Source organism: Trinickia camelliae (assembly GCF_053525655.1).
Genome location: NZ_JBCHAA010000001.1, coordinates 510,419 through 534,909, shown reverse-complemented (window position 1 = coordinate 534,909; position 24,491 = coordinate 510,419). Strand labels below are relative to the sequence as shown.

22 protein-coding genes are annotated in these 24,491 nt (G+C 63.1%); 4 read left to right on the top strand and 18 right to left on the bottom strand.

The features are described from left to right. Nucleotides 1–56 precede the first annotated feature (56 nt). On the bottom strand, nucleotides 57–1,682 hold the full coding sequence (locus AAHK20_RS02450; RefSeq protein WP_449179826.1) for an ATP-dependent acyl-CoA ligase: 1,626 nt from the start codon (nucleotides 1,680–1,682) through the stop codon (nucleotides 57–59). An 87-nt stretch (nucleotides 1,683–1,769) separates the two neighbouring features. On the opposite strand from AAHK20_RS02450, the gene AAHK20_RS02445 reads away from it, so the two are divergent. Further along, nucleotides 1,770–2,678: a LysR family transcriptional regulator gene (locus AAHK20_RS02445; RefSeq protein WP_449180050.1), complete on the top strand. Its 909-nt coding sequence runs from the start codon at nucleotides 1,770–1,772 to the stop codon at nucleotides 2,676–2,678. A gap of 110 nt (nucleotides 2,679–2,788) precedes the next feature. Here AAHK20_RS02445 and guaA read toward each other — a convergent pair whose 3' ends face one another. The 3 genes from guaA to guaB form a co-directional block, all read right to left on the bottom strand. Further along, entirely contained in the window at nucleotides 2,789–4,372 is a 1,584-nt protein-coding gene (guaA, locus tag AAHK20_RS02440) for a glutamine-hydrolyzing GMP synthase (RefSeq protein WP_449179825.1), read from the bottom strand. A gap of 201 nt (nucleotides 4,373–4,573) precedes the next feature. Next, nucleotides 4,574–5,296, bottom strand: a complete 723-nt coding sequence (locus tag AAHK20_RS02435) for a hypothetical protein (RefSeq protein ID WP_449179824.1) — start codon at nucleotides 5,294–5,296, stop codon at nucleotides 4,574–4,576. 6 nt (nucleotides 5,297–5,302) lie between these two features. Then, nucleotides 5,303–6,763, bottom strand: a complete 1,461-nt coding sequence (gene guaB, locus AAHK20_RS02430) for an IMP dehydrogenase (RefSeq protein ID WP_449179823.1) — start codon at nucleotides 6,761–6,763, stop codon at nucleotides 5,303–5,305. 351 nt (nucleotides 6,764–7,114) lie between these two features. Here guaB and AAHK20_RS02425 point away from each other — a divergent pair, with 351 nt between their 5' ends. After that, nucleotides 7,115–8,089, top strand: coding sequence for a DMT family transporter (locus AAHK20_RS02425; RefSeq protein ID WP_449179822.1), 975 nt, complete (start codon nucleotides 7,115–7,117; stop codon nucleotides 8,087–8,089). A 10-nt stretch (nucleotides 8,090–8,099) separates the two neighbouring features. On the opposite strand, the gene AAHK20_RS02420 is transcribed toward AAHK20_RS02425, so the two are convergent. After that, a complete protein-coding gene (locus AAHK20_RS02420) occupies nucleotides 8,100–8,423 on the bottom strand; it encodes an RnfH family protein (protein WP_449180049.1) in 324 nt (107 codons plus the stop codon). Between the two features lie 5 nt (nucleotides 8,424–8,428). Further along, a complete protein-coding gene (locus AAHK20_RS02415) occupies nucleotides 8,429–8,866 on the bottom strand; it encodes a type II toxin-antitoxin system RatA family toxin (RefSeq protein ID WP_449179821.1) in 438 nt (145 codons plus the stop codon). A 107-nt stretch (nucleotides 8,867–8,973) separates the two neighbouring features. Between AAHK20_RS02415 and smpB the strand changes: the two genes are divergently transcribed. After that, on the top strand, nucleotides 8,974–9,420 hold the full coding sequence (smpB, locus tag AAHK20_RS02410) for an SsrA-binding protein SmpB (RefSeq protein WP_449179820.1): 447 nt from the start codon (nucleotides 8,974–8,976) through the stop codon (nucleotides 9,418–9,420). 85 nt (nucleotides 9,421–9,505) lie between these two features. Here the strand turns inward: smpB and AAHK20_RS02405 are convergent, their stop codons facing one another. The 3 genes from AAHK20_RS02405 to ppsA all read right to left on the bottom strand — a co-directional run bounded on the left by AAHK20_RS02405 (nucleotide 9,506) and on the right by ppsA (nucleotide 13,519). After that, complete coding sequence (locus AAHK20_RS02405) at nucleotides 9,506–10,444, bottom strand: SPFH domain-containing protein (protein WP_449179819.1); 939 nt, start codon at nucleotides 10,442–10,444, stop codon at nucleotides 9,506–9,508. A 37-nt stretch (nucleotides 10,445–10,481) separates the two neighbouring features. Further along, nucleotides 10,482–10,928, bottom strand: coding sequence for an NfeD family protein (locus AAHK20_RS02400; RefSeq protein ID WP_449179818.1), 447 nt, complete (start codon nucleotides 10,926–10,928; stop codon nucleotides 10,482–10,484). Nucleotides 10,929–11,113: 185 nt separating this feature from the next. Beyond that, on the bottom strand, nucleotides 11,114–13,519 hold the full coding sequence (gene ppsA / locus AAHK20_RS02395) for a phosphoenolpyruvate synthase (RefSeq protein ID WP_449179817.1): 2,406 nt from the start codon (nucleotides 13,517–13,519) through the stop codon (nucleotides 11,114–11,116). Between the two features lie 387 nt (nucleotides 13,520–13,906). Here ppsA and ppsR point away from each other — a divergent pair, with 387 nt between their 5' ends. Continuing rightward, nucleotides 13,907–14,722, top strand: coding sequence for a posphoenolpyruvate synthetase regulatory kinase/phosphorylase PpsR (ppsR, locus tag AAHK20_RS02390; protein WP_207000942.1), 816 nt, complete (start codon nucleotides 13,907–13,909; stop codon nucleotides 14,720–14,722). A 36-nt stretch (nucleotides 14,723–14,758) separates the two neighbouring features. Here ppsR and AAHK20_RS02385 read toward each other — a convergent pair whose 3' ends face one another. The 9 genes from AAHK20_RS02385 to rseP form a co-directional block, all read right to left on the bottom strand. Further along, a complete protein-coding gene (locus tag AAHK20_RS02385) occupies nucleotides 14,759–15,544 on the bottom strand; it encodes a TrmH family RNA methyltransferase (RefSeq protein WP_449179816.1) in 786 nt (261 codons plus the stop codon). A gap of 70 nt (nucleotides 15,545–15,614) precedes the next feature. Then, nucleotides 15,615–16,370, bottom strand: a complete 756-nt coding sequence (gene rnhB, locus AAHK20_RS02380; RefSeq protein WP_449179815.1) for a ribonuclease HII — start codon at nucleotides 16,368–16,370, stop codon at nucleotides 15,615–15,617. Continuing rightward, entirely contained in the window at nucleotides 16,367–17,536 is a 1,170-nt protein-coding gene (gene lpxB / locus AAHK20_RS02375; RefSeq protein WP_449179814.1) for a lipid-A-disaccharide synthase, read from the bottom strand. Before lpxB ends, rnhB begins: the two co-directional genes overlap by 4 nt. Before the next feature lie 3 nt (nucleotides 17,537–17,539). Further along, the gene (gene lpxA / locus AAHK20_RS02370; RefSeq protein WP_449179813.1) at nucleotides 17,540–18,328 is read right to left on the bottom strand and encodes an acyl-ACP--UDP-N-acetylglucosamine O-acyltransferase; all 789 of its coding nucleotides are present in this window, start codon (nucleotides 18,326–18,328) and stop codon (nucleotides 17,540–17,542) included. Between the two features lie 13 nt (nucleotides 18,329–18,341). Beyond that, nucleotides 18,342–18,803 (bottom strand): 3-hydroxyacyl-ACP dehydratase FabZ, encoded by a 462-nt coding sequence (fabZ, locus tag AAHK20_RS02365; RefSeq protein WP_449179812.1) that lies wholly within the window; start codon nucleotides 18,801–18,803, stop codon nucleotides 18,342–18,344. Nucleotides 18,804–18,952: 149 nt separating this feature from the next. Further along, on the bottom strand, nucleotides 18,953–20,023 hold the full coding sequence (gene lpxD / locus AAHK20_RS02360) for a UDP-3-O-(3-hydroxymyristoyl)glucosamine N-acyltransferase (RefSeq protein WP_449179811.1): 1,071 nt from the start codon (nucleotides 20,021–20,023) through the stop codon (nucleotides 18,953–18,955). A 20-nt stretch (nucleotides 20,024–20,043) separates the two neighbouring features. Further along, the gene (locus AAHK20_RS02355; protein WP_449179810.1) at nucleotides 20,044–20,595 is read right to left on the bottom strand and encodes an OmpH/Skp family outer membrane protein; all 552 of its coding nucleotides are present in this window, start codon (nucleotides 20,593–20,595) and stop codon (nucleotides 20,044–20,046) included. A gap of 38 nt (nucleotides 20,596–20,633) precedes the next feature. Beyond that, nucleotides 20,634–22,937 (bottom strand): outer membrane protein assembly factor BamA, encoded by a 2,304-nt coding sequence (gene bamA / locus AAHK20_RS02350; RefSeq protein WP_449179809.1) that lies wholly within the window; start codon nucleotides 22,935–22,937, stop codon nucleotides 20,634–20,636. Between the two features lie 88 nt (nucleotides 22,938–23,025). After that, entirely contained in the window at nucleotides 23,026–24,465 is a 1,440-nt protein-coding gene (rseP, locus tag AAHK20_RS02345) for an RIP metalloprotease RseP (protein WP_449179808.1), read from the bottom strand. Nucleotides 24,466–24,491 lie beyond the last annotated feature (26 nt).

Genomic DNA, 24,491 nt, shown 5'->3' with positions numbered 1-24,491 from the left:
ATCTGCGTGCCGTGCTCGCACAGAATGCGTTTAGAGAACGACGGGCTGGGTTGAAGTCATGAGCGTTTGAGCCGGTATCCCGAGGCGTCGAGATCCCAGGTCGTCGCGCTCACTCCGGTCTCGCGCAACTTGAACTTCTGGATCTTGCCGTTCTCCGTCTTCGGCAGGTCTCGCGCGAAATCCAGGTAACGTGGCACGGCGAAATACGGCAAGCGCGGTTCGCAGTAGCGAATCAGTTCGAGAGGCTCGAGCGTCTCGCCATCGCGCAGCACGACCGCGGCCATCACTTCGTCTTCGGCAAGGGCCGATTTCACCGCGAACACGGCCGCCGTCTCGATCGAAGGATGGCTCAGCAGGACTTGCTCGACTTCAAACGAGGAGACGTTCTCGCCGCGGCGGCGAATCGTGTCCTTCAGGCGATCGACGAAACGGTAATAGCCGTCGGCATCGCGCACCACGCGATCGCCCGTATGAAACCAGAGGTTGCGCCAGGCTTCGACCGTCTTCTCCGCCATCCCCAGATAGCCGCTTGCGAACGCGAACGGCGCATCGGCTCGCAGGATTAGTTCACCCGCCTCGCCGTCCGGAACCGCCTGGTCGTGCTCATCGACGACGCGGGCGTCGAAACCCGGCGCGAGCTTGCCCATGTAGCCGGGACGGTGCGCTCCAATCGAGCTGCTGATCACGCAGTTGGTCTCCGTCGAGCCGTAGCCGTCGACGAGCGCGATGCCACATCGCGTCGTAAATTCCTGCTGGAAATCTCCGGGTACGCCCGGCGCCAGCGCAACGCGCACACGGTGCTCGCGCTCGTTCGCCGAGACCGGACGGCCGAGCAGGATCGGCACCATCGCACCGAGCACGAAGGTCACCGTGGCACGCGTTTCAACCAGCGCGTCGAAAAACCCGCTCGCCGAGAAACGCCGGTCGACGATGAGTTCGGCATCGTGAATGAGCGCCTGGAAAAAGCTGTTGAGCGCATTCGTATGAAATAAAGGCAGGCAGGTGTACAGCACGTCGCCCGCCGTTACGGCGAGGTCGCGCGCGGTGCAGTGCCCCCACCAGAAGAACTGCGCGTGCGGGCATATCACCCCCTTCGACAAACCCGAGGTCCCCGACGTGTAAAGCACGGCGAACGGATCGCCATCCGTGAGTTTGGCCGGCGCAACCGGCTCGCGCGCCGGCGGCAGCGGAGTCGTGGCATAGGCGGACTCCGGACCATCCTCCTCTGGTTCGCCAACGAGCCAGATCGTTTGCAGGGGCAGATCCTGAGCATCGAGCGCATGCACGGCGCCGACAAGATGCGCCTCCGCTACGAGCAGACGCGCGCCGCAGTTGCGCAGGATATGCGCCAGTTGCAGCCCGCGCGATGCGGTATTGATCGGCACGACCACCGCGCCGAGCCACGCGCAGCCGAGCACGATTTCCATGAATTCGACGCGATTCCCGCACAGCAGGGCGACGTGGTCGCCGCGTCCGACGCCTTGCGCGGCGAGCGCTCCCGCGCGGCGGGCAGCGATTTCGACGGCCTCCGAAGCGCTCCACGTGGTCGTGCGATCCGAGAACAAGGGTGCCGCGCCGTTTCGGGCAGCGCGCGCCGCCAGCAGTGCCGGCAACGTGCGCTGCGCATCGTGCCCGTACTCCAGACTGGTGCGCGGTTCGGCGAGGGTGTCGAAAAGTCTCATGTACTCATGCCTCTGCTAGGTATGAGACCGAGTCTAGGAACGCGTAATATATCCGTCAAATTAATCAATTTTCTGGTCTACATAAACATGACTGATTTCCATAAAGTTGATTTGAACTTGCTGCGCGTCTTTCAGGTGATCCTCGAAGAGCGGAGCCTGACGCGTGCCGGGCAGCAACTCGAGCTCTCGCAGCCTGCGGTCAGCTATTCGCTGGGACGCTTGCGCGCGCTGTTTGACGATCCATTATTTATACGTACTCCAGATGGAATGTTGCCGACTCCGAGAGCCGAGCAATTGGCTGCGCCGCTCGGCAACGCGATCGCGTCGATTCGAGAAACGCTACGTCTTCGGGAACGATTCGATCCGGCAACGAGCTCGCGAGAGTTTCGCTTGTCGATGTCCGATGTGGGGGAACAGACGTTTCTGCCACGCATCTGTGAGAAGTTGCAGCAGGTGGCGCCGCTGATGAGGATCGCCGCGGAACGTGTTCCGTTGTCTGAGATCGAGGAGAAACTGCGTCTCGGACAGCTCGATTTCGCGATCGGGAATATGTCGGCACTCAAGCCGGTGACGAACTCCGCCCTGCTCTTCCATGACGAGTATGCGTGCATGACACGCAAGCGCCCCGGACTACCCGCTCGGAAATTGTCGCAGCAGAGGTTTATGGAGTTTTCGCACGTGGCCGTCGCGTCAAGCGACAGCAGTCATGTGGAGATCGACGAGTCGTTGCGCGCGCGTGGGCTCCATCGGCGCATCGCGTTGCGCGTGCCGCATTTCACCGTGATTCCGCAGATTCTCCAGCGCACGGACTGGATGGTGACGCTGCCTCGTGGCGTGGCGTATGTGTTCAACGAATCGGAGCAGTTTCAGATCTATCCGCTGCCGGTCGAATTGCCTCATATCGCCTCGACCGTGTATTGGCATTCGACGTTCGACAATGACGAGGAAAATCGCTGGTTTAGACAGTTGCTTGTGGAGACGCTGCGTCCGCACTGACGCAAAATCCGGAGCACATGAAAAAGGCCTCACAAGCATTGCTTGCGAGGCCTTATTTCTTTGAATGGGGCCGTCAGTTGAAACCGTCAGACTGATTGGACGGTTTCAGATTATTCCCACTCAATCGTCGCCGGCGGCTTGCCCGAGATGTCATAGACAACCCGGTTGATCCCGCGCACTTCATTGATGATCCGGTTGGACACCTGCCCCAGCAGCTCATGCGGCAGATGAGCCCAATGCGCGGTCATGAAGTCGAGCGTCTGCACCGCACGCAGCGCGACCACGTACTCATACGTGCGCCCGTCGCCCATCACGCCGACGCTCTTCACCGGCAGGAACACCGCGAACGCCTGACTCGTCAGGTCGTACCACGTCTTGCCGGTTTCTTTGTCGACGGTATTGCGCAGCGTCTCGATGAAGATCGCGTCCGCACGGCGCAGCAAATCCGCGAAATCGCGTCGTACTTCACCAAGAATCCGCACGCCGAGACCCGGGCCCGGGAACGGGTGGCGATAGACCATCTCGTGCGGCAAACCGAGCTTCACGCCGAGCTCGCGCACTTCGTCCTTGAACAGCTCGCGCAGCGGCTCGAGCAGCTTCAGATTGAGCGTCTCCGGCAGGCCGCCCACGTTGTGGTGGCTCTTGATCGTGTGCGCCGCCTTCTTGCCCTTGCCGGCGGATTCGATCACGTCCGGATAGATCGTGCCTTGTGCCAGCCACTTCGCGTCGGTCAGCTTGCCGGCCTCGGTCTGGAACACTTCGACGAACTCCGCACCGATGATCTTGCGCTTCGCCTCCGGGTCCGTGACGCCCGCGAGCTTCGATAGAAACGGTCCACTCGCATCGACGTGAATCACCTTCACGCCGAGGTGATCGGCGAACGTCGCCATCACTTGTTCGGCCTCGTTCAAGCGCAAGAGGCCATGATCGACGAACACGCAAGTCAGTTGATCGCCGATCGCGCGATGCAAGAGCGCCGCAGCCACCGACGAATCCACGCCGCCCGACAAGCCCAAAATCACATGCTCATCGCCGACTTGCTCGCGAATCTTCTCGACGGCTTCGTCGATGTAATGACCCATCTCCCAATCGGCCTTCGCGCCGCAGATCTTCAGCACGAAGCGCTCGAGCATCGCCCGGCCCTGCACCGTGTGCGTCACTTCCGGGTGCCATTGGATGCCGTAGAGATGGCGCGATTCATCGGCCATCGCGGCGATCGGGCAGGAGTCGGTTGATGCCATCAGCGAGAAGCCCGGCGGCATTTCCGTGACCTTATCGCCGTGGCTCATCCAAACCTTCAGCATGCCGTGGCCTTCCGCCGTGCGGAAATCCTCGATGCCTTCGAGGAAGCTCGTATGGCTGCGCGCGCGCACTTCCGCGTAACCGAACTCGCGCAGGTGGCCGCCGTCGACCTTGCCGCCGAGCTGCTCGGCCATCGTCTGCATACCGTAGCAAATGCCGAGCACGGGCACGCCCAGTTCGAACACGGCCTGCGGCGCGCGCGGCGTGTCGGTTTCGGTGACGGAGTTCGGGCCGCCCGACAAGATCACGCCCTTCGGCGCGAACTCGCGGATGAACGCATCGTCGACGTCGTACGGATGGATCTCGGAGTAGACGTGCGCTTCACGAATGCGGCGCGCGATCAGTTGGGTGACTTGCGAACCGAAGTCGAGGATCAGGATCTTGTCATGCATGGCAGCGGACGATAGTAGTAGTGAACGGATACAAAAAGCAGCGCCTCGCGCGCTGCAAAGAAGCCGGTTTCCAACGGCGCGGCAACGTTGATACGAGCCTTGCGCGGCGCCCTATTTGCGGCGGCGGGCGGGTACGAAGTGCAGAAGCCGAACAGGCCGGCGCTATCGTCGACGCGAGCTGGCGATAAGGCCGCCCGCGCATCAGCCATGAAACGGGGGCCGCGGACTGCCTGGCAAATCGGCGGCGTCATCTCGCGCCACGTCGCGCGCAGCCTTCTCGCTCGGACTCAGCGGCGGCTGCGGCGCGGGGTTGCCCGTCGCCGGCGCGCCCTCCGCCGGAGTGCCGAACCGGTAGCGCACCGCCGGTTCGGCGGCGCGCGCCGCAGGCGCGGCAGGCGTGGATTCGGGCACAACAGGCTGCTGGGGTGCGGAACTCAGCGACGGTTCGGCCGCGCGCGCCGCCTCGGCACGCGAAGGCGCGGCGCCCTGTTCCGCGTACACTCGCGCAGCCTCCTTCGCCGTCCTTTCGCCACGCCGCACCGAGCGAGCCAAACGCACGCCACCCAACCCGATGATCAGCAAGGCAACGCCGCCCAGCGCGTTGAAAAGCGCGCCATATCCCGGCGACAGCGACATGGCGAACGCGATCAACCAAACAAGGATCAGCACGCCCGCAAGCCAGGTGATATGCCCGACGACGCGAGCAACGGCCGTCGTCATCGCTCCGTTGATCACGCCTTGAAGCGCCAGCGACGCGAGCCCGAGCAGCGCCAGACCCAGCAATTGCCCAGCCATGGCCGGCTCGATGACGGCCAGTTGCAGCGCGCGGTGCAGAGATGTCCACGGAGTCGCCAGATACAGCAGGCCGACGAGCAGGTACAGCAAGGTGTAGACGACGAGCACAGCGCGCAGCAATGGTTTCATCGGCGATTAGTCCTGGTGGTAGTTCGGGGCTTCCTTCGTGATCTGCACGTCGTGCACGTGCGATTCGCGCATGCCCGCCGCGGTGATTTCGACGAACTGCGCCTTGTCGTGCATCTCCGAAATCGTGCGGCAGCCGCAGTAGCCCATGCTCGCGCGCACGCCGCCGATCAGCTGGAACAGGATCGCGTTGACCGAACCCTTGTAGGCGACGCGGCCTTCGATGCCTTCCGGCACGAGCTTGTCGATGTTCGCCGAGTTGTCCTGGAAGTAGCGGTCCGCCGCGCCGTCCTTCATTGCGCCGACCGAGCCCATGCCGCGGTACGACTTGTACTGCCGGCCTTGGTAGAGGAACACGTCGCCCGGCGATTCTTCGGTGCCCGCGAACATGCTGCCCATCATCACGGCATTCGCGCCAGCGGCAAGCGCCTTGCTGACGTCGCCCGAGTAGCGCACGCCGCCGTCTGCGATCGCCGGCACGCCCGTGCCGCGCAGCGCTTCGGCCACGTTCGCAATCGCGCTGATCTGCGGCACACCCACGCCGGCGACGATCCGCGTCGTGCAGATCGAGCCCGGGCCGATGCCGACTTTCACGGCGTCCGCGCCGTACTCGACGAGCGCGCGGGCCGCATCGGCGGTAGCAATGTTGCCGCCGATCACTTCAACGTGCGGGAAGTTCTTCTTGACCCAGCGCACGCGCTCCAGCACGCCCTTGCTGTGGCCATGCGCGGTATCGACGACGATCACGTCGACGCCCGCCTGCACGAGCAGCGACACGCGCTCTTCGTTATCCTCGCCGACGCCGACCGCCGCGCCGACGCGCAGCTTGCCGTCGGCGTCCTTGCAGGCGTCCGGGTATTCGGTCTGCTTGAAGATGTCCTTGACCGTCATCAGCCCGCGCAGCTCGAACGCGTCGTTGATGACGAGCACGCGCTCGAGGCGGTGGCTGTGCATCAGCGCCTTCGCTTCGGCGAGCGGCGTGCCTTCCTTGACCGTGACGAGGCGCTCGCGCGGCGTCATGATCGTGCGGACGGGTTCGTCGAGACGCGTTTCGAAGCGCAGGTCGCGGTTCGTGACGATACCGATCAGCTGCGCGCCCTCCACCACCGGGAAGCCCGAAATGCCATGCTGCTGCGACAGCGCGATCACATCGCGCACCTTCATCTGCGGCGGCACCGTGATCGGATCGCGCACCACGCCCGATTCGAAGCGCTTCACCTTCGCGACTTCGCGAGCCTGCTCGGCCGGCGTGAGGTTCTTGTGGACGATGCCGACGCCACCTTGCTGCGCCATCGCGATCGCGAGACGGCCTTCGGTGACGGTGTCCATGGCGGCGGACACGAGCGGCATGTTCAGGGAGATATTGCGGGTCAGCTGGGTCTTGAGGCTGGTGTCGCGCGGCAGAACGTCGGAGAAGGCCGGGACGAGGAGCACGTCATCGAACGTGAGTGCTTTTTGGATCAGACGCATGGCAAATCCTATAGGCGCAAAATCGAATTATACGCGATACCACCCTGGTTTTCACTGACCGAACAGCACGTTAGCGAATTTCTTGCCGTCTCGGACACCGCCGGGCTGCAAGAATTTCGGATTCGCTTTCGACTGATGTTCGATCGGATTTCGTTTGCTCCGATAGCGCCCCGAAAGCGCGCACGGGCCGTCCGCGAACGCGTTTCCAGCACTCCCGGGCAAGAAGTAAACCTCTAAAAGTCCGCGGCGCACACGTCGCGGTTGCCGCTCGATTGCAGGATCAAACAAGACACTCTTGCAAATGCCACGTAATCTGCGCGCCTGTTCGAATCATTGTTGGAGTGGCAAAGCATGCAACGCGGAGTGGCATACGGGATGATGGCCGGGGCGTTATGGGGCATGGTGTTTCTCGTGCCGAGGCTGCTGCCCGATTTTTCGCCGTTCCTGCTGAGCGCGGGCCGCTACATGATGTACGGCATCGTGTCGCTCGCCGCGGCGCTGCCGATGGCGCGGCGCCTCGCCGCCAAGCTCACGCGCGAGGATTTCGGCGCGCTCGTGAAGCTCGCGCTCGTCGGCAACGTCGCCTACTACATCCTGCTCACGGCGGCCGTGCACCTCGTCGGCATCGCGCCGGCGTCGCTGATCGTCGGCGTGCTGCCCGTCACCGTGACACTCTCCGGCCGGCGCGACCACGGCGCCGTGCCGCTCGCCAAGCTGGCGTGGCCGCTCGCGTTGGTCGTCGCCGGAATCGTCTGCATCAACGTCGACGTGTTCGCCGGCGACCCCGCGCACCCCGTCAGCATGCTGAACCGCCTGCTCGGCGTGCTGTGCGCGCTCGGCGCGCTGGCGAGCTGGACCTGGTTTGCCGTCGAGAACGCCCGCTACCTGCAGCGCAATCATCATTTCGACGGCAACGAGTGGTCGGTGCTGTGGGGTGTCGTCACGGGGCTGCTCGGCGCCGCGTTGTGGCTCGGAACGGCGGCGTTTCCGGCCGGCGTCGTGCAGACGCCGGTCACAGGCGACCGTTGGCAGCTCTTCTGGGTGCTGAATCTAGGGCTCGCGATCGGCGCTTCGTGGCTTGGCAACGGGCTCTGGAATGCGGCGTCCAAACGCCTGCCGCTCACGCTGTCGGGGCAGTTGATCGTGTTCGAAACGCTCTTTGCCCTGCTCTATGGCTTCCTGTACGACCACCGGACGCCGCGCCCGTTAGAAATCGCGGCGATCGCGCTGCTGCTCGCGGGCGTGCTGTGGTCAGTGCGTCAGCACGGCAGCGACCGGCCCACGGAGCCGCCGCTCGAAGAGCGCGCGCAGGCGTCGGTGCATTGAATAATTCGGGTCAGCGCGAATCCTTCGACAGCCACTTGCGCCCTTCAATCGACCCTGCGCGGCGCGTCTTGTCGACCCGCCTCTGCCGCGCCATTTTTGGATCGACGATCAGCGGACGATAGATCTCGACGCGATCATGATCGGCCAGCGGTGCATCGAGCGGCTTGACCTTGCCGTAGATGCCGACTTTCTGCGTCGACAGATCGATCTCGGGGTGCTTGCGCAGGATGCCGCTTGCGTCGATCGCTTGCTGCACGGTGGCGCCGGCGGGCACATCGACCGCGATCAACGTCTGCGCTTCGGGCAGCGCATAGCAGACTTCAACCGACAACATCGCGCTCATGGCTTGCCGTACCGCTGGTCCGCGCGCTTCACGAACGATTCGACGAAGGTGTTCGCGATATGGTTGAACACCGGCCCGATGATCTTCTCGAGAATCACGCTCGTGAACTCATAATGGAGCGCAAACTCGATCTTGCAGGCGTCCGCGCGCAGCGCCGTGAAGCGCCAGTAGCCGGTGAACTTGCGAAACGGGCCGTCGGCGAAATCCATGTCGATGCGCGTCGGCCGCTCTTGGGTGTTGTGAGTCGCGAAATGCTGCTTGATGCCCTTGAAGTTGATGTCGATCTTCGCTTCCATGCCGTTTTCGTCCTGGCGGCGAATCTCGACGCCGCCGCACCACGGCAGAAAATTGGGGTAATCGGCGACGTCGGTGACGAGATCGAACATCTGTTCCGCCGAATGGCGAATCAACACGGTTTTCTGGACATCTGCCATAGAGAGCACAACGCGCGGCGAGGGTGTGGAGGAGCACGGCGGCTTTCGCTTTCATTGCGCCGCTTTGCTAAAATCGTGATTTTAAACGAGTTGGGCACTTTCCATTCATGAGCATCATTGACAACAGAAAAGCCTTCTTCGATTACTTCATCGAGGAGCGCTTCGAGGCAGGACTCGTGCTCGAAGGATGGGAGGTCAAGGCGCTGCGCGCCGGACGCGGCCAGATCAAGGAAGGCTACGTGATCGTGCGCGACGCCGAGATCTTCCTGATCGGCACGCACATCAGCCCGCTGCCCGAAGCGTCGACGCACATCCACCCGGACCCGGTCCGCACGCGCAAGCTGCTCCTGCACGCGGAAGAGATCAAGAAGCTGATCGGCAAGGTCGAGCAGCGCGGCTATACGCTCGTGCCGCTGAACTTCCACTACAAGGAAGGCCGCGTGAAATGCGAAATCGGCCTCGCGAAAGGCAAAAAGCAGCACGACAAACGCGAGACCGAAAAGAAGCGCGATTGGGAGCGCGAGAAAGCGCGGATCATGCGCTCGGGGACTTAAGCGGCTTAGACCCCTTATCGAACCTCAGGCGCTGCGGCGTAGCAGCCAACGGCAACGCCGCGCGCGCCATTCGGCACGTGCCGGATCAGCGCGCGTCGTTCATCGAAGCGCCCTTGCCTCCTTTCACGATGGTCAGCGCCGACGCGATCATCGAACTCATATCCGACATATTGCCCGGCACGATCAGCGTGTTGCCGCTCTTCGCCAGATTGCCGAACGCGTTCACATACTGTTCGGCGACCTTCAAGTTCACCGCATCCCAGCCGCCTTGCGACTGAATCGCCGCAGCGATCTTCTGGATAGCCTGCGCATTGGCTTCGGCCACTGCGAGAATCGCCGCGGCCTGCCCTTGTGCCTGATTGATCGCCGCCTGCCGCTCGCCTTCGGACTTCTGGATCGCCGCCTCACGCCCGCCGGCCGCGATATTGATCTGCTCCTGCTTGCGCCCTTCCGATGCCGCGATCAACGCGCGCTTTTCCCGCTCGGCCGTAATCTGCGCCTGCATCGCGTGCAGGATTTCCTTGGGCGGCGTGAGGTCCTTGATCTCGTAGCGCAGCACCTTGACGCCCCAGTTCGTCGCGGCCTGGTCGAGTGCCGAGACGACGCTGTGGTTGATCAGATCGCGTTCCTCAAAGGTCTTGTCGAGCTCGAGCTTGCCGATCACCGAACGCAACGTCGTCTGCGAGAGCTGCGTAATCGCCTGCACGAAGTTGCTCGATCCATACGACGCTTTCATCGCGTCGGTCACCTGGAAGTACAGCACCCCATCCACTTGCAACTGCGTGTTGTCGCGCGTGATACAGATCTGCCCCGGCACGTCGAGCGGGATTTCCTTGAGCAGATGCTTGTACGCGACGCGATCAATGAACGGCAGCACGATGTTCAGCCCCGGCGTCAGCGTCGCGTGATACCGGCCAAACCGCTCGAGCACCCACGCGTGCTGCTGCGGCACGATCTTGATGGTCTGCGCCGCAATGACGACGACGATCACCAAAAACACCACCCCGACAATAGTCATATCCATCTTCAACCCCCTTTGTTAACTACCGATTCTTTTGTCGTCAAGCATGTGCCGCCTGCTTTTTCGCAGCAACGATCAAGCGGCTGCCGCGCACGGCGGCAATCTCATAGACACGTGCATCCTCGCGCTCGCCCGGCGCGAGCTCGACATCCCATTCGGCGCCGCGATACTGCGTGCGGGCGTGCCGGTCCTGCCACGCCTCGACGGTCAGCGTCGCGCCGATGTCGAGATTCACATCGGGATTGACCGACGCGTCGCGGCGCTGCGCACGGCGGCCGAAGCGCGAGCGGCGCAGCAGAATGACCGCGGCGAGCGCCACCAGGGCGGCTAGTCCCAGCTGCGCCTCGAGGCTCGCGCCGAACAGATGCGCGAGCGCGCCGGCCACGAACCCGAGCGCGATCATCAGCAGATAGAAAGTCCCCGTCAGCAGCTCAGCGACGATCAGCACCCCCGTGCCGATCCACCAGAACAGTTCGCCTGATCTCATTTTCATTCTCCTGTCGACCAGAGTTAGCGCTTTAGCGCTTACTCTGGTCCCATGCAAAGCTAAAAGCAAAACACCCCGGATATACCGGGGTGTTATAGCACGAACTCGTCAGACCTTTCGTTACCTTACGAACCGATTCGGACTGCGGATCGCATACGCGAGCCGCAGTCCGTCGTCCGTTGCGCTTACTGCTTGTGCGACTGCGCGAGCGCCTGCCAGGTATCGATGATCGTGTCCGGGTTCAGCGAGATCGACGCAATGCCTTCGTCAGTCAGCCATTGCGCGAAATCCGGATGATCCGACGGGCCTTGACCGCAGATGCCGACATACTTGTTCATGCGCCGGCACGTTTCGATCGCGCGCTTGAGGAGGAACTTGACCGCTTCGTCGCGCTCGTCGAAATCGGCGGCGAGCAGCTCCATGCCCGAATCGCGGTCGAGGCCGAGCGTCAATTGCGTGAGGTCGTTCGAACCGATCGAGAAGCCGTCGAAGTGCTGCAGGAACTGCTCCGCGAGGATCGCGTTCGACGGAATCTCGCACATCATGATGAGACGCAGGCCCTTCTCGCCACGCTTCAAGCCGAACTTCGCGAGCAGGCCCACGACGCGCTCCGCCTGCTTCACCGTGCGCACGAACGGCACCATGATCTCGACGTTGTCGAGGCCCATCTCTTCACGCACGCGCTTGAGCGCCAGGCACTCCATCTCGAACGCTTGGGCGAAGTCATCCGCGATATAGCGCGATGCGCCGCGGAAGCCGAGCATCGGGTTCTCTTCGTCCGGCTCGTAGCGCGAACCGCCGATCAGCTTCTTGTACTCGTTCGACTTGAAGTCCGACAGACGCACGATCACCGGACGCGGATAGAACGCCGCCGCGATCGTCGCGATGCCTTCGGTCAGCTTGTCGACGTAGAACGCACGCGGCGACGCATGCCCGCGCGCAACGCTTTCCACGGCCTTCTTCAAGTCCGCATCGACGTTCGGGTACTCGAGAATCGCCTTCGGGTGCACGCCGATGTTGTTGTTGATGATGAACTCGAGACGCGCGAGACCCACGCCGGCGTTCGGCAGCTGCGAGAAATCGAAGGCAAGCTGCGGGTTGCCCACGTTCATCATGATCTTCACCGGCACGGGCGGCAGCTCGCCGCGCTGCACTTCGGTGACTTCCGTTTCGAGCAGGCCGTCGTAGATCTTGCCTTCGTCGCCTTCCGCGCACGACACGGTGACGAGCGAGCCGTCCTTGAGCACGTCGGTCGCGTCGCCGCAGCCGACCACCGCCGGCACGCCGAGTTCACGCGCGATGATCGCCGCGTGGCAGGTACGGCCGCCGCGGTTCGTGACGATCGCCGACGCGCGCTTCATCACCGGCTCCCAGTTCGGGTCGGTCATGTCGGCGACGAGCACGTCGCCAGGCTGCACACGCTCCATCTCCGACGGATCGTGAATCACGCGCACCGGACCCGCGCCGATCTTCTGGCCGATTGCACGGCCGGTGGCGATCACCTGCGACTGGCCCTTGAGCTTGAAGCGCTGCTCGGCCTTGCCTGCCGCCTGGCTCTTCACGGTCTCAGGACGCGCCTGCAGAATGAAAATCTTGCCGTCGCGGCCGTCCTTGCCCCACTCGATGTCCATCGGACGCTGGTAGTGCTTCTCGATGATGACGGCGTATTTCGCGAGCTCGATCACGTCTTCGTCAGTGATCGAGAAGCGGTTGCGCTGCTCGTGCGCGACGTCGACCGTCTTCACGCGGCCCGGCTCGCCCGGCTTCGTGAATTCCATCTTGATGAGCTTCGAGCCGATCGAGCGGCGAATGATCGGGTACTTGCCTTGGGCGAGCGTGGTCTTGAAGACGTAGAACTCGTCCGGATTCACCGCGCCTTGCACGACGGTTTCGCCGAGGCCATAGCTCGACGTGATGAACACGGCATCCTTGAAGCCCGATTCGGTATCGAGCGTGAACATCACGCCGGCCGCGCCGACGTCCGAGCGGACCATGCGCTGGACGCCGGCCGACAGCGCCACTTCCGCGTGCGTAAAGCCCTTGTGGACGCGATAGGAGATCGCGCGGTCGTTATAGAGCGACGCGAACACGTGCTTCATGCGATCGAGCACGTCTTCGATGCCCACCACGTTCAGGTAGCTTTCCTGCTGGCCTGCGAACGACGCGTCAGGCAAGTCTTCGGCCGTCGCCGACGAGCGCACGGCGAACGACAGCTCTTCCGGCGAGCTGTTCTGAAGCGTATCGAAGCCCGCGCGGATCTCCGCCTCGAGGCGCGGCTGCATCGGCGCGTCGACGATCCATTGACGAATTTCCTTGCCCGCTTCGGCGAGCGCCTTCACGTCGTCGACGTCGAGCGACTCGAGACGCTTGGCAATGCGTTCGGTGAGAGTGTTGTGATGGAGGAAATCGCGGAATGCGAGTGCCGTGGTGGCGAAACCCGTGGGCACCCGAACCCCGGCTTCGGCGAGCTGGCTGATCATCTCGCCGAGCGACGCGTTCTTGCCGCCCACAATCTCCACATCGGTCATCCGCAACTGCTCGAACGGAACTACATACGCCTGATCCTTTGCGACGTTAACTGCGTTAGTCATACAAGCCCCTAAGTGTGAAAGAAATTCTCGGCTGTACAAGTGGGCTTGGGCGCGGGCCGCTCATAGGAAGCGAGGCGCCGCGCTTTGTACAACCTGTTGGAGAAGCAATCGCCGGCGCGTTCGCGCTTCGGGAAGCCGTCAAAAATACGGCGGAAAAGCCCGACGAAGCGGAGAATTCCTTGAGATTGGCGCAATTTTCAGCAATCTCTCTCGCAACGACGCGGATTTCGATGCGATCCGCCCGCAATTGCTTATCCAACAGGTTGCCGCTATTCTACCGTGCCGACCGTTGAAGTGTGACGGTCTGATGAGAATTGCGCCTCGCAAGGCGCGCTGCCCCGCAGTTGTTTTCCCGCTGTGATTTTTCGCACGTTCCGTGCCCTATTGATGCCGCCTACCGTATTCATCGTCTCCGACGGTACCGGGATCACTGCCGAGACCTTCGCGCACTCGATCCTGTCCCAGTTCGACCAGAAATTCCGCCTCGTGCGCGTGCCGTTCGTCGATTCCGCCGACAAGGCTTACGCCACGGTCGAGAAGATCGCCGAAGCCGCTCAGCTCGACGGCCGCCGGCCGATCGTGTTCACGACGCTCGTCGACAGCGCGTCGAACGCAATCGTCAAGAATTCGAACGCGCTCGTGCTCGACATCTTCCAGCAGTTCGTCGAGCCGCTCGAGCAGGAACTGGAGATGAAGTCGACGCATGCGATCGGCCGAGGCCACCAAAACGCCGATACCGACGAGTACAAGACGCGCATCGAAGCCATCAACTTCTCGCTCGCGCACGACGACGGACAATCGAACCGCAACCTCGCCGACGCCGACGTGATCCTGATCGGCGTGTCGCGCAGCGGCAAGACGCCGACGAGTCTGTATCTCGCGATGCAGTACGGCGTGAAAGCGGCCAACTATCCGCTGATTCCGGAAGACTTCGAGCGCGGCAAGCTGCCGAGCGCGCTCTACGCGCATCGCAACAAGATGTTCGGTTTGTCGATCGATCCGCAGCGGCTGTCCGAGATTCGCAACGAACGGCGGCCAGGCAGCAAGTACGCCGCGCCGGAGAACTGCCGCTACGAGATCAACGAGGCCGAGGCGATGATGCGGCGGGAAGGGATCAAGTGGCTGTCGTCGACGCACAAGTCGATCGAAGAAATCGCGACGACGATCCTGCAGGAAATCAAGCTCGACCGGCCGTCGTATTGAGGGGGCGGCCAGCCGGCAACGAGCGCCTCGCGGCGCTCAACCCCGCCCGCGCTGCTGGCGGCACTGCTCGAAAAGACAAATAGCGGCTGCGGCCGCCACGTTCAACGACTCCATGCCGCCTGGCTGCGGAATCGTCAGGCGATGCGTGACGGCATCGCGCCAAACCTGCGACACCCCAGCGCCTTCATTGCCGAACACCCACGCAAGCGGCCCCGTCAGGTCACAATCGTAGAGCGCCTCGGCCGCGTGCGAGTCGGTGATCGCGACCGGCATCGCGAGCCGCTCGATCAGCGCGTTCGCGTCGACATCCTCATAGATTTGCAGCAGAAAGTGCGCGCCCATCCCCGAGCGCAGGACCTTCGACGACCACGCGTACGCCGTCCCAGGCGCGCAAAACACGTGCGCGATACCGGCGGCGGCGGCGCTGCGCAGAATCGACCCGACATTGCCCGCATCCTGCACGCCGTCGAGCACGACGCACGATGAGGTCACACGCTCGGGCAACGGCGCATCGAGTTTCGGCACGAGCAGAAGTACGCCAACCCCGTTGACCACATTCGATAGTTGTCCAAACAACGTATCGGGCAGCGTGACGATGCGATGCTCGTCAATCCGCTCGACGATCGCCTGGGTTTCCGCGTGACGCAGCGCGCCATCCGTGACGATGCAGGTTTCGGGCTGCCCCGCGACATCGAGATAGGCGCTCGCCAGATGCAAGCCTTCGAGCAGTGCATGGCCGCTCTTGCGCTGCTGATGAGTCGATCCCGCCAGCGCTTTCAAGCGCTTATAGAGCGGGTTGTCGCGCGAAGTGATGGCTTTCACGGGCAAAGGAAGAAAAAAGCGAGACGAATGGCAACTATCGGACGAAGCGCCAACGAGAAGCGCGTTGGCTTCAGTCGGCTAGCTTATCGCCGAATGGATCGGAAAAAGCATCATCCAGCGCGCGTTGGGCGCGTGCCGGCCGGTCGCCCGGCAGCGTCACGCGCAGCCCGCGCTTGGCCTGCGCTTCGCGCACCGGCGCAAACGAGCGCCGATGATGCTCGCACGGGCCGTGCTCGAACAACGCCGCAAGATGCTGCGGCGTGCCGTAGCCCGCGTGCGCGTTGAAACCGTACATCGGGAAATCCTGGTGCAACTCGAGCAGCATGCGGTCGCGCGTGACTTTCGCGAGAATCGACGCCGCCGAAATGCACGACACCAGCGCGTCGCCACCGACGATCGCCTCGCTGCGCATCGGCAAAACGGGACACCGGTTGCCGTCGATCTTGACGAGGGTCGGTGCGATCGCCAGGCCCTCGACCGCGCGCCGCATCGCCAGCATCGTCGCGTGCAGGATATTGAGCGAATCGATCTCGTCGACGCTCGCCGAGGCCACGCAATACGCAAGCGAGCGCTCGATAATCTTCTCGTACAGCTCTTCGCGTTTCTTTGCGGAGAGCGCTTTCGAATCGTCGAGACCGCGAATCCGGCGCTTCGGATCGAGAATCACCGCTGCCGCTACCACCGGTCCGGCGAGCGGCCCGCGGCCGGCTTCGTCGACGCCGCAGACGATATCCTGCGGCGAGCCGAAATCGAACCCGGGCTGTGCAGGCTCACCAGCCGCTGCGGCAACAGCCGGCTTGCGGCGCGCTGTCTTGGTTGCCGTCATGGACGCAGCTTCCTCGATTCGATGACGCGTACGACTGCTTCCGCCGCGCGCTGCGCTGTGTTCTGCCGCAACGCGAGGTGCATCTCGGTGAAAATTTCCGTGAGCGTGCGGCGATTGGCCTCGTCGCGCAACTGGGTCAGCGTGGCGTCGGCGAGCGCCTCGGGCGTCGCGAAGTGCTGCAGGATCTCCGGCACCACAAAGCGCCCCGCGAGGATGTTCGGCAGACCGACGTAGGGCAAATAGCCCATGTGCCGCATGATCTGGCCTTCAAGCCAGGGCACCTTGTACGAGATCACCATCGGCTTCTTCAGGAGCGCCGCTTCGAGCGTCACCGTGCCGCTCTTGACGAGCAGCGCGTCGGCTGCGGTCATGGCGAGCTGCGCCTGGCCGTCGACGATCGTCAGCGCGAGATTCGGATGCGCATCGACGAGCGGCTGCAGCATCTCGCGAATGGCCGGCGTGGCGGCCGGCATCACGAAGCGGACGCCCGGTTCGCGCGCCTGCATCAACTCCATGGCCTTGAAGAACGTCGGCCCGATCAGCTTGATTTCGGAGCGGCGGCTGCCCGGCAGCACCGCGATGATCGGGCCGCCCGCCGGCAAGCCGAGCGTGGCGCGTGCGCCGGGCACATCCGGCTCGAGCGGAATCTCGTCGGCAAGCGGGTGCCCGACATACGACGCGGAGACCCCCGCCTTTTCGAGAATCGCCTTCTCGAACGGATACAGACAGAGCATGTGATCGACGGCCTTGGCGATCTTCTTGATCCGCCAGCCGCGCCATGCCCAGATCGTCGGGCAGTTGAAGTGGATCGTCGGAATCCCCGCTTCGCGCAACGCGGGCTCGACGCTGAAGTTGAATCCCGACGAATCGATGCCGACGAACGCGTGCGGCGGCTCCGCCAGCAACTGATGCTTCAGCTCGCTGCGCACGCGAAGAATCTCGGGAAGACGCGTGAGCGGCTCGACGAGCCCGCGCACGGTCAGCGTATCCATCGGCCAGTGCGCGTCGAACCCTTGCGCGCTCATGCGCGGGCCGCCAATGCCGAAATACTGCGTCGACGCCGGCAAACGCTCGGCGAGCCCGCCGAGCAGCGACGCCGCGAGCAGGTCGCCCGACGGCTCGCCGGCAACCAGCGCAAGCCGCAGCGGACTGGATTGCAGCGCCATCGTTTAGCGAATGATCCCGCGCTGCGACGCTTCGACGAAATCGACCAGCGTCTTGACAGGGGCATCGCCATCGCCGCCGGCCGAGGCCAGCTCGCGCAATTGCACCTTCGCCTCTTCGAGCGACAGACTGTTCTTGTACAGCAACCGGTAGGCGGTTCGCAGCGCCGAGATCGCATCGGGCGAGAAGCCGCGACGGCGCAAGCCTTCGACGTTCACGCCATGCGGTTCCGCCTTGTTGCCCGCCGCGATGACGAACGGCGGAATATCCTGCACGAGCGCCGAAGCGCCGCCCAACATCGAATGCTCGCCGATGCGCACGAACTGATGTACGCCCGACATGCCGCCGACGATCGCCCAGTCTCCGATCGTCACGTGCCCGGCCATCTGCGCGTTGCTCGACAGGATCACGTTGCTGCCGACGCGGCAATCGTGGCCGATATGCACGTACGCCATGATCCAGTTGTCGTCGCCTAGTGTCGTAACGCCGGCGTCCTGGACGGTGCCCGTGTGAATCGTCGTGAATTCGCGAATCGTGTTGCGGTCGCCGATCACGAGACGCGTCGGCTCGCCTTGATACTTCATGTCCTGCGGACGGCCGCCGACCGACGCGTAGTGACCGATCCGATTGTCGACGCCAAGCGTCGTGTGACCTTCGATCACGCTGTGCGAACCGACCGTCGTGCGCGCCCCGATCGTGACGTGTGCGCCGACGACCGCGTACGGCCCGATTTCGACGTCCTCTCCGATCTCGGCGCCTTGTTCGATGATCGCGGTGGGATGAATCCTGCTCATGCGCGTTTGCCCTTCAATTCGCGTCAGTGTTCTTGACCGTGCACATCAGGTCCGCTTCGGCCGCCACGACGCCTTCCACTTCCGCGCGCGCCTTGAACTTCCAGATGCCGCGCATGTAGCGTTCGAACGTCACGTTCAGTATCAACTGATCGCCCGGCTCCACGACCCGCTTGAAACGCGCGCCATCGATGCCGACGAAGTAGTAAAGCGTCTTCTCCGGATCGTGCGGCTCTTCTGCAAACGTCAGAAGCGCCGCCGTCTGGGCCAGCGCTTCGAGGATCAACACGCCCGGCATCACCGGGCGCTGCGGAAAGTGCCCCACGAAGTACGGTTCGTTGATCGACACATTCTTCAGCGCCTTGATGCTCTTGTGCGGTTCGAGCTCGAGCACGCGATCCACCAGCAGGATCGGGTAGCGATGCGGCAAAAGCGTGAGGATCTTATGGATGTCGAGATTGATTTTTTCAGTGCTCATGGTGTTTCTGCTCACGCATTGACTGCGCGGATGATAACTGCGGATGCTGGTGCCGGCAGCTTCGTGGTTGCCAGACGCCAACATGCCGCGGTGCGGGACGCCGCCTGGCTGGCGGCACCCTGCCCGCGGCATGCCGGCGTCAGCCGCTGCTACGCTTTGCCGCGTTCCGCGGCAGCGGCTTCGAGCGCCTTGATACGGTCTCGCATTTTGTCGAGATTACGCATCAACGCGGCGCTCTTGTTCCAGTGGGCATGCTCGACGGCCGGGAATGCGCTCGTGTACATGCCGGGTTTCAACAACGACTTCGACACGCCCGACTGCGCCGTGACGATAACGTAATCGGCCAGCGTCACGTGACCGGCGATACCGACCGCCCCGCCGATCATGCAATGCCGCCCGATCGTCGTGCTGCCCGCAATCCCGGCACAGCCGGCGATGACGGTATACGCACCGACCTTGCAGTTGTGGCCGATCTGCACGAGGTTGTCGATCTTCACACATTCCTCGATGATCGTATCGGCCATTGCCCCTCGGTCGATAGTCGTATTCGCCCCGATCTCCACGTCCGGCCCGATCGACACGCCACCCACCTGCGGAATCTTGACCCAGCTTCCGGTACGCGCATCACCCTCGCCAACGAAATCGGGGGCAAAACCGAAACCGTCCGAGCCGATCACAGCGCCCGAATGGATGATCACGCGCGGGCCGATCTTGCAACCGTAGTACACGGAAACGTTCGGGTACAGATGCGAGCCTTCGCCGATCTGCGTGCCGCGGCCGATCATCGCGTTCGCATCGAGCCGCACGTTCTCGCCGATCACGGCGCCCGCCTCCACCACCACGTGGGGACCGATCACCGCGCTCGCCGCGACCTTCGCGGCTGGATCGACCACCGCGCTCGGATGGACGCCCGCCGGCGCCTTCGGCGTCGCGAGATCGATGAACATTTGCGCGACCCGCGCGAAATAAGCGTAAGGATTCGGCGTGACGATGAAGTTACGCCCTTCGCGGGAGCCGAGCTTGTCCAGATCGGCCGGCGCGATCAACACGGCGCCGGCGTTCGTCGATTCGACTTGCGACAGGTATTTGGGGTTGGCGAGGAACGCGAGTTGCTGCGGTCCTGCCTGATCGAGCGGCGCGAGGCTGCCGACTTGGTGTGCCCGGTCGCCGACCACCTCGCCGCCGAAGCGCCGGACGAGTTCTTCGAGCGTCAATGCCATGCGGGTACGACTCCTGTGGTTCAGTTCGTGGCGCTAGGGCTCGATGACGCACTCGTACTCGAAGCGGCGAGCGCTTTCAGCACTTGATCGGTGATATCGATGCGCGGGCTCACGTAGACCGCCTCTTGCACGATCAGGTCGTAATGCTGCTGCTCGGCGATCTGCTTGATGACCTTGTTCGCCCTGTCGAGCACAGCCGCCAACTCTTCGTTACGGCGCTGGTTCAGGTCTTCGCGAAACTCGCGCTGTTTGCGCTGGAAATCGCTATCCAGCTGCGACAGATCGCGCTGCTTTTGCGCGCGATCGGTGGCGGACATGGCCGCACCGTTCTTGTCGAGCGCGTCGGACATCGACTTCAGACGCTGCGCCATATCCTGCAGATCCTTGTCGCGCTTTGCGAACTCGGCCTCGAGCTTCGTTTGGGCAGTCTTCGCCGCCGCCGATTCACGCAGGATACGATCCGAATTGACCGCCGCGATGCGGGCCTCCTGAGCATGAGCAGCGCTGACGCCAAGCGCCATCGCGAGCGTGGCCGCGAACATCACACGTTTCGAAAACATACCGTTTCGCAAAGTCTTCCTCTCGATACTGTAAAGGTCTCGGTATTTCGTCAGAATGCCGTCCCGATCTGGAATTGGAACTTCTGATACTGGTCGCCAGTGTGCTTGGTAACCGGGAAGCCCAAGCTGATCTTGAGCGGGCCGATCGGCGAAATCCACGCGAGACCCAGACCATAGCCGTAACGCAAGCCGTTCGCGCCGATACTGTTGCCCTCGTTGCCCCAGACGTTGCCGCCGTCGAGGAACGTGAACACGCGCAGCGTGCGGTCGTAGCCCGTGCCCGGCAGCGGGAACGTGAGTTCGATGTTGCCGACCACCATCTTCGAGCCGCCGATCGGGTCGTTCGTCGTCGCATCGCGCGGACCCAGTGAGCTCGGCTCATAGCCGCGCACCGAACCGATACCGCCGGCGAAGTAGTTCTTGAAGATCGGGTACGGCTTGCCGCCGAGGCCGTTGCCGTAGCCACCCTGGAAATTCAGGCCGAGCACGAAGCCGCGCGCGAACGAGTAATAGTACTGGGCCTGCAAGTCGGCCTTGTAGTACTGCGTTGCGCCAATCGGCGTGCCGTATTCGGCGTTTGCCTGCGTGTAGTAGCCGCGACTCGGCACAAGCGCGCTATCGCGCGCGTCGCGCGACCAGCCGACCGTCAGCGGCACGTTGTTCGACACGCGGCCGAATTCGTTCACGTAATCGATGTAGCTCTGCGGCGTATTCGAATCGACGTCGAGGCGGTTCTGCTCGAGGCCCGTGCCGAAGTAGACGGTATCCACTTCCGAGAACGGAATGCCGAACTTGAGGTCCGCACCCGCGGTGATGATGCGGAAGCTCGATGTCGTCGAGTAGTACAGCGGCTCGGTCGTGCGGTAGTAGACGTCGGTGATCCGCTTGATGCCGTCGACCGTGAAATACGGGTCGACCTGCGTGACCGTCAGCGTGCGGTACGTCTTCGCGGTATTGACGTTGACCGAGAGGCTCGTGCCCGAACCGAACACGTTGTCCTGCGACACGCCTGCCGAGAGCACCACCTTGTCGGTCGACGAGAAGCCCGCACCCAGCGTGATCGCGCCGGTCGGCTTTTCGGTGACCTTCACGTCGACGTCCACCTGGTCCTGCGTGCCTTCGACCGGCGCCGTCGTCACGTCGACGTCAGTGAAGTAGCCGAGACGGTTGATACGGTCCTTCGACAGCGCCAGGCGGCTCGAATCGAACCACGAGCTTTCGAGCTGGCGCATTTCGCGGCGGACCACTTCGTCGCGCGTACGCGTGTTGCCCGTGATGTTGATGCGGCGCACGTAGACGCGGCGGCTCGGATCGACTTGCAGCGTGAGCGCGACCGTGTGATGTTCCTGGTCGATCTGCGGCACGGCGTTCACGGTCGCGAACGCGTAGCCATATTCGCCGAGCTTGTCGACGATGGCCTTGGTCGTCGCCTTCAGCTTTTCCGCCGAGAAGCGCTGACCGGGCTTGATGGTAATGAGCTTCGTCAACTCGGCTTGGCGGTCCAGCAGGTTGCCCGCGAGCTGAACGCTCGAAATCGTGTACGGCTCGCCCTCATGCAACGTCAGCGTGAGGTACATGTCCTTCTTGTCCGGCGAGATCGACACTTGCGTCGATTCGATGTTGAACTCGAGGTAACCGCGATTCAAATAGTAGGAACGGATGTTCTCGAGGTCGCCCGTGAGCTTTTCCTTCGAGTACAGGTCGTTCTTCGTGTACCAGGAGAACCAGTTCGGCGTGGACAGCTGCATTTCGTCGCGCAGCGTGCTCGTGCTGAACACCTTGTTGCCGATGAAGTTGACCTGGCGGATCTTCGCGCTCGGGCCCTCGGCCACCGAGAACAGAATCGACACGCGGTTGCGGTCGACCGGCGTGACGGTCGTCGTCACTTCGGCGGCGTAGAAGCCGCGCGTCAGGTACTGGCGTTTCAGTTCCTGCTCGGCGCGATCGACGAGCGCCTTGTCGTAGTAGCGGCCCGGCGACAAGCCAACCGAATTGAGCGCCTTGTTGAGGTTGTCTTTGTCGAACTCGTGGAGGCCTGCGAAATCGATGCTCGCGATGGCCGGGCGCTCGACCACGTCCACGATCACGACGTTGCCTTCCGTGGCGATGCGAACGTCGCTGAAGAAGCCGGTGGCGTACAGCGCGCGGATGGCGTCGGACGCCTTATCGTCGCTGAAAGTGTCGCCTTTCTTGATCGGCAGGTAGGCGAAAACAGAGCCTGGTTCGATGCGTTGCAATCCCTCGATCCGGATGTCTTGCACCACGAAAGGTGTCGTCGCGTGAGCCACCAGCCCATGCGCGGCGAGTGCCGCGGCTGCAATCGTTTTAGGAACAAAGCGATGAGGTTTGAACAACGTGCTTCCCCAGTGTTTTTAGCTGCGTCAGTCCCCGCGGCTTACTTAAAGTGCCCTTAAGGTGCCCTTAAGTGAGCCGCTCGACAATTTAAAAATGGATTAACCGAGCCAGATCGTTGAAAAGCGCAATCGCCGACAATGCGACGATGCAGACGAGCCCGGCCCTCTGCAGAACAAGCTGCCAACGTTCCGATACCGCTTTGCCGGTCGCGGCTTCAACCAAATAATATAACAGATGCCCCCCGTCCAATACCGGAATCGGTAACAAGTTCAGCACACCGAGACTGATACTGACGAGCGCGAGAAACGACAAAAACGGCGTCAATCCGAGTCGCGCGCTCTTGCCGGCGTAGTCGGCAATCGTCACGGGACCGGACAAATTCTTGAGCGACGCCTCGCCGGTGATCATCCGGCCGAACATCCGCAGTGAGTACAGCGAGATGTCCCACGTGCGCCGCACGCCCAGTTGGAGGCTTTCGATCGGGCCGTAACGGACGTCGACGCTCGGCACTTGCGTCGCGAGCGCCGCGCCGATGCGGCCGATGTCGGCGCCCGTATCGGGGTCGCGCCGCATCTCGGGCACGATCGTGAGCGTTTGCAGCGGACCTGCCGCGCCAGTCGCCACACCGCTTGCTGCTCCGCTCGCTGCCCCATTTGCCGCGACTGCCGACGAACCGCCGCGCTCGATCTCCAGCGCAACCGTCCGGCCGGCGTGCGACTTGATGAAATCGATAAACGCGGTCGCGCTGTCCACGCGCTTACCGTTCATTTCCCGCAGCGTGTCGCCGGGCTGCAGTCCGGCGCGCTGCGCGGCGCTGCCCGGCTCGACGCCAGCAACCATCAACGTACCGCCGCCCGGCTCGAAACCGAGCTTCGACATGAAGTCGTCGTCGACTTGCTTGTCCGAGATGTCGCGCAGGTCGACTTGATAATCGAACGTGCCTTGGACGTTCTTCGCACGCAGCACCACGCGGCGATGATCGAACGCCGCATCGAGCAGCTTCCAGCGCAAATCGGACCACGAACGCACGGTCTCCGCATCGCTGCCGCGTTCGTTGCGGATCGCCAGCACGGTTTCGCCGCCGTCGAAGCCGGCCTTCGCCGCGACGCTTCCCGCGGGCGGAGCCGCGACGATCGCCGCCGGCTCGGTGATGCCGGTTGCGAACACGGCGGAAAACAGGGCGATCGCCAGCAGGAAGTTCGCCACCGGCCCTGCTAGCACGATCGCGATGCGCTTGCCCACTGACTGCCGGTTAAAGGCATACGGCAAGTCCGCCGCGGCGATGCCCGGCCCGGGATCGCGCTCGTCGAGCATCTTCACATAGCCGCCAAGCGGCAACGCGGCGATCGTCCATTCGGTACCGGTCTTCTTGCTGACGCGTTGCCAGAGCGGCTTGCCAAAACCGATCGAAAAGCGCAGCACCTTCACGCCGCACAACCGCGCGATGCGATAGTGCCCGTACTCGTGCACGACGACGAGAACGCCAATCGCCACGATGAACGACGCGATTTCGATCAGCAAGTTCATGTCAATAGGCACCGAGCCGCTTCATA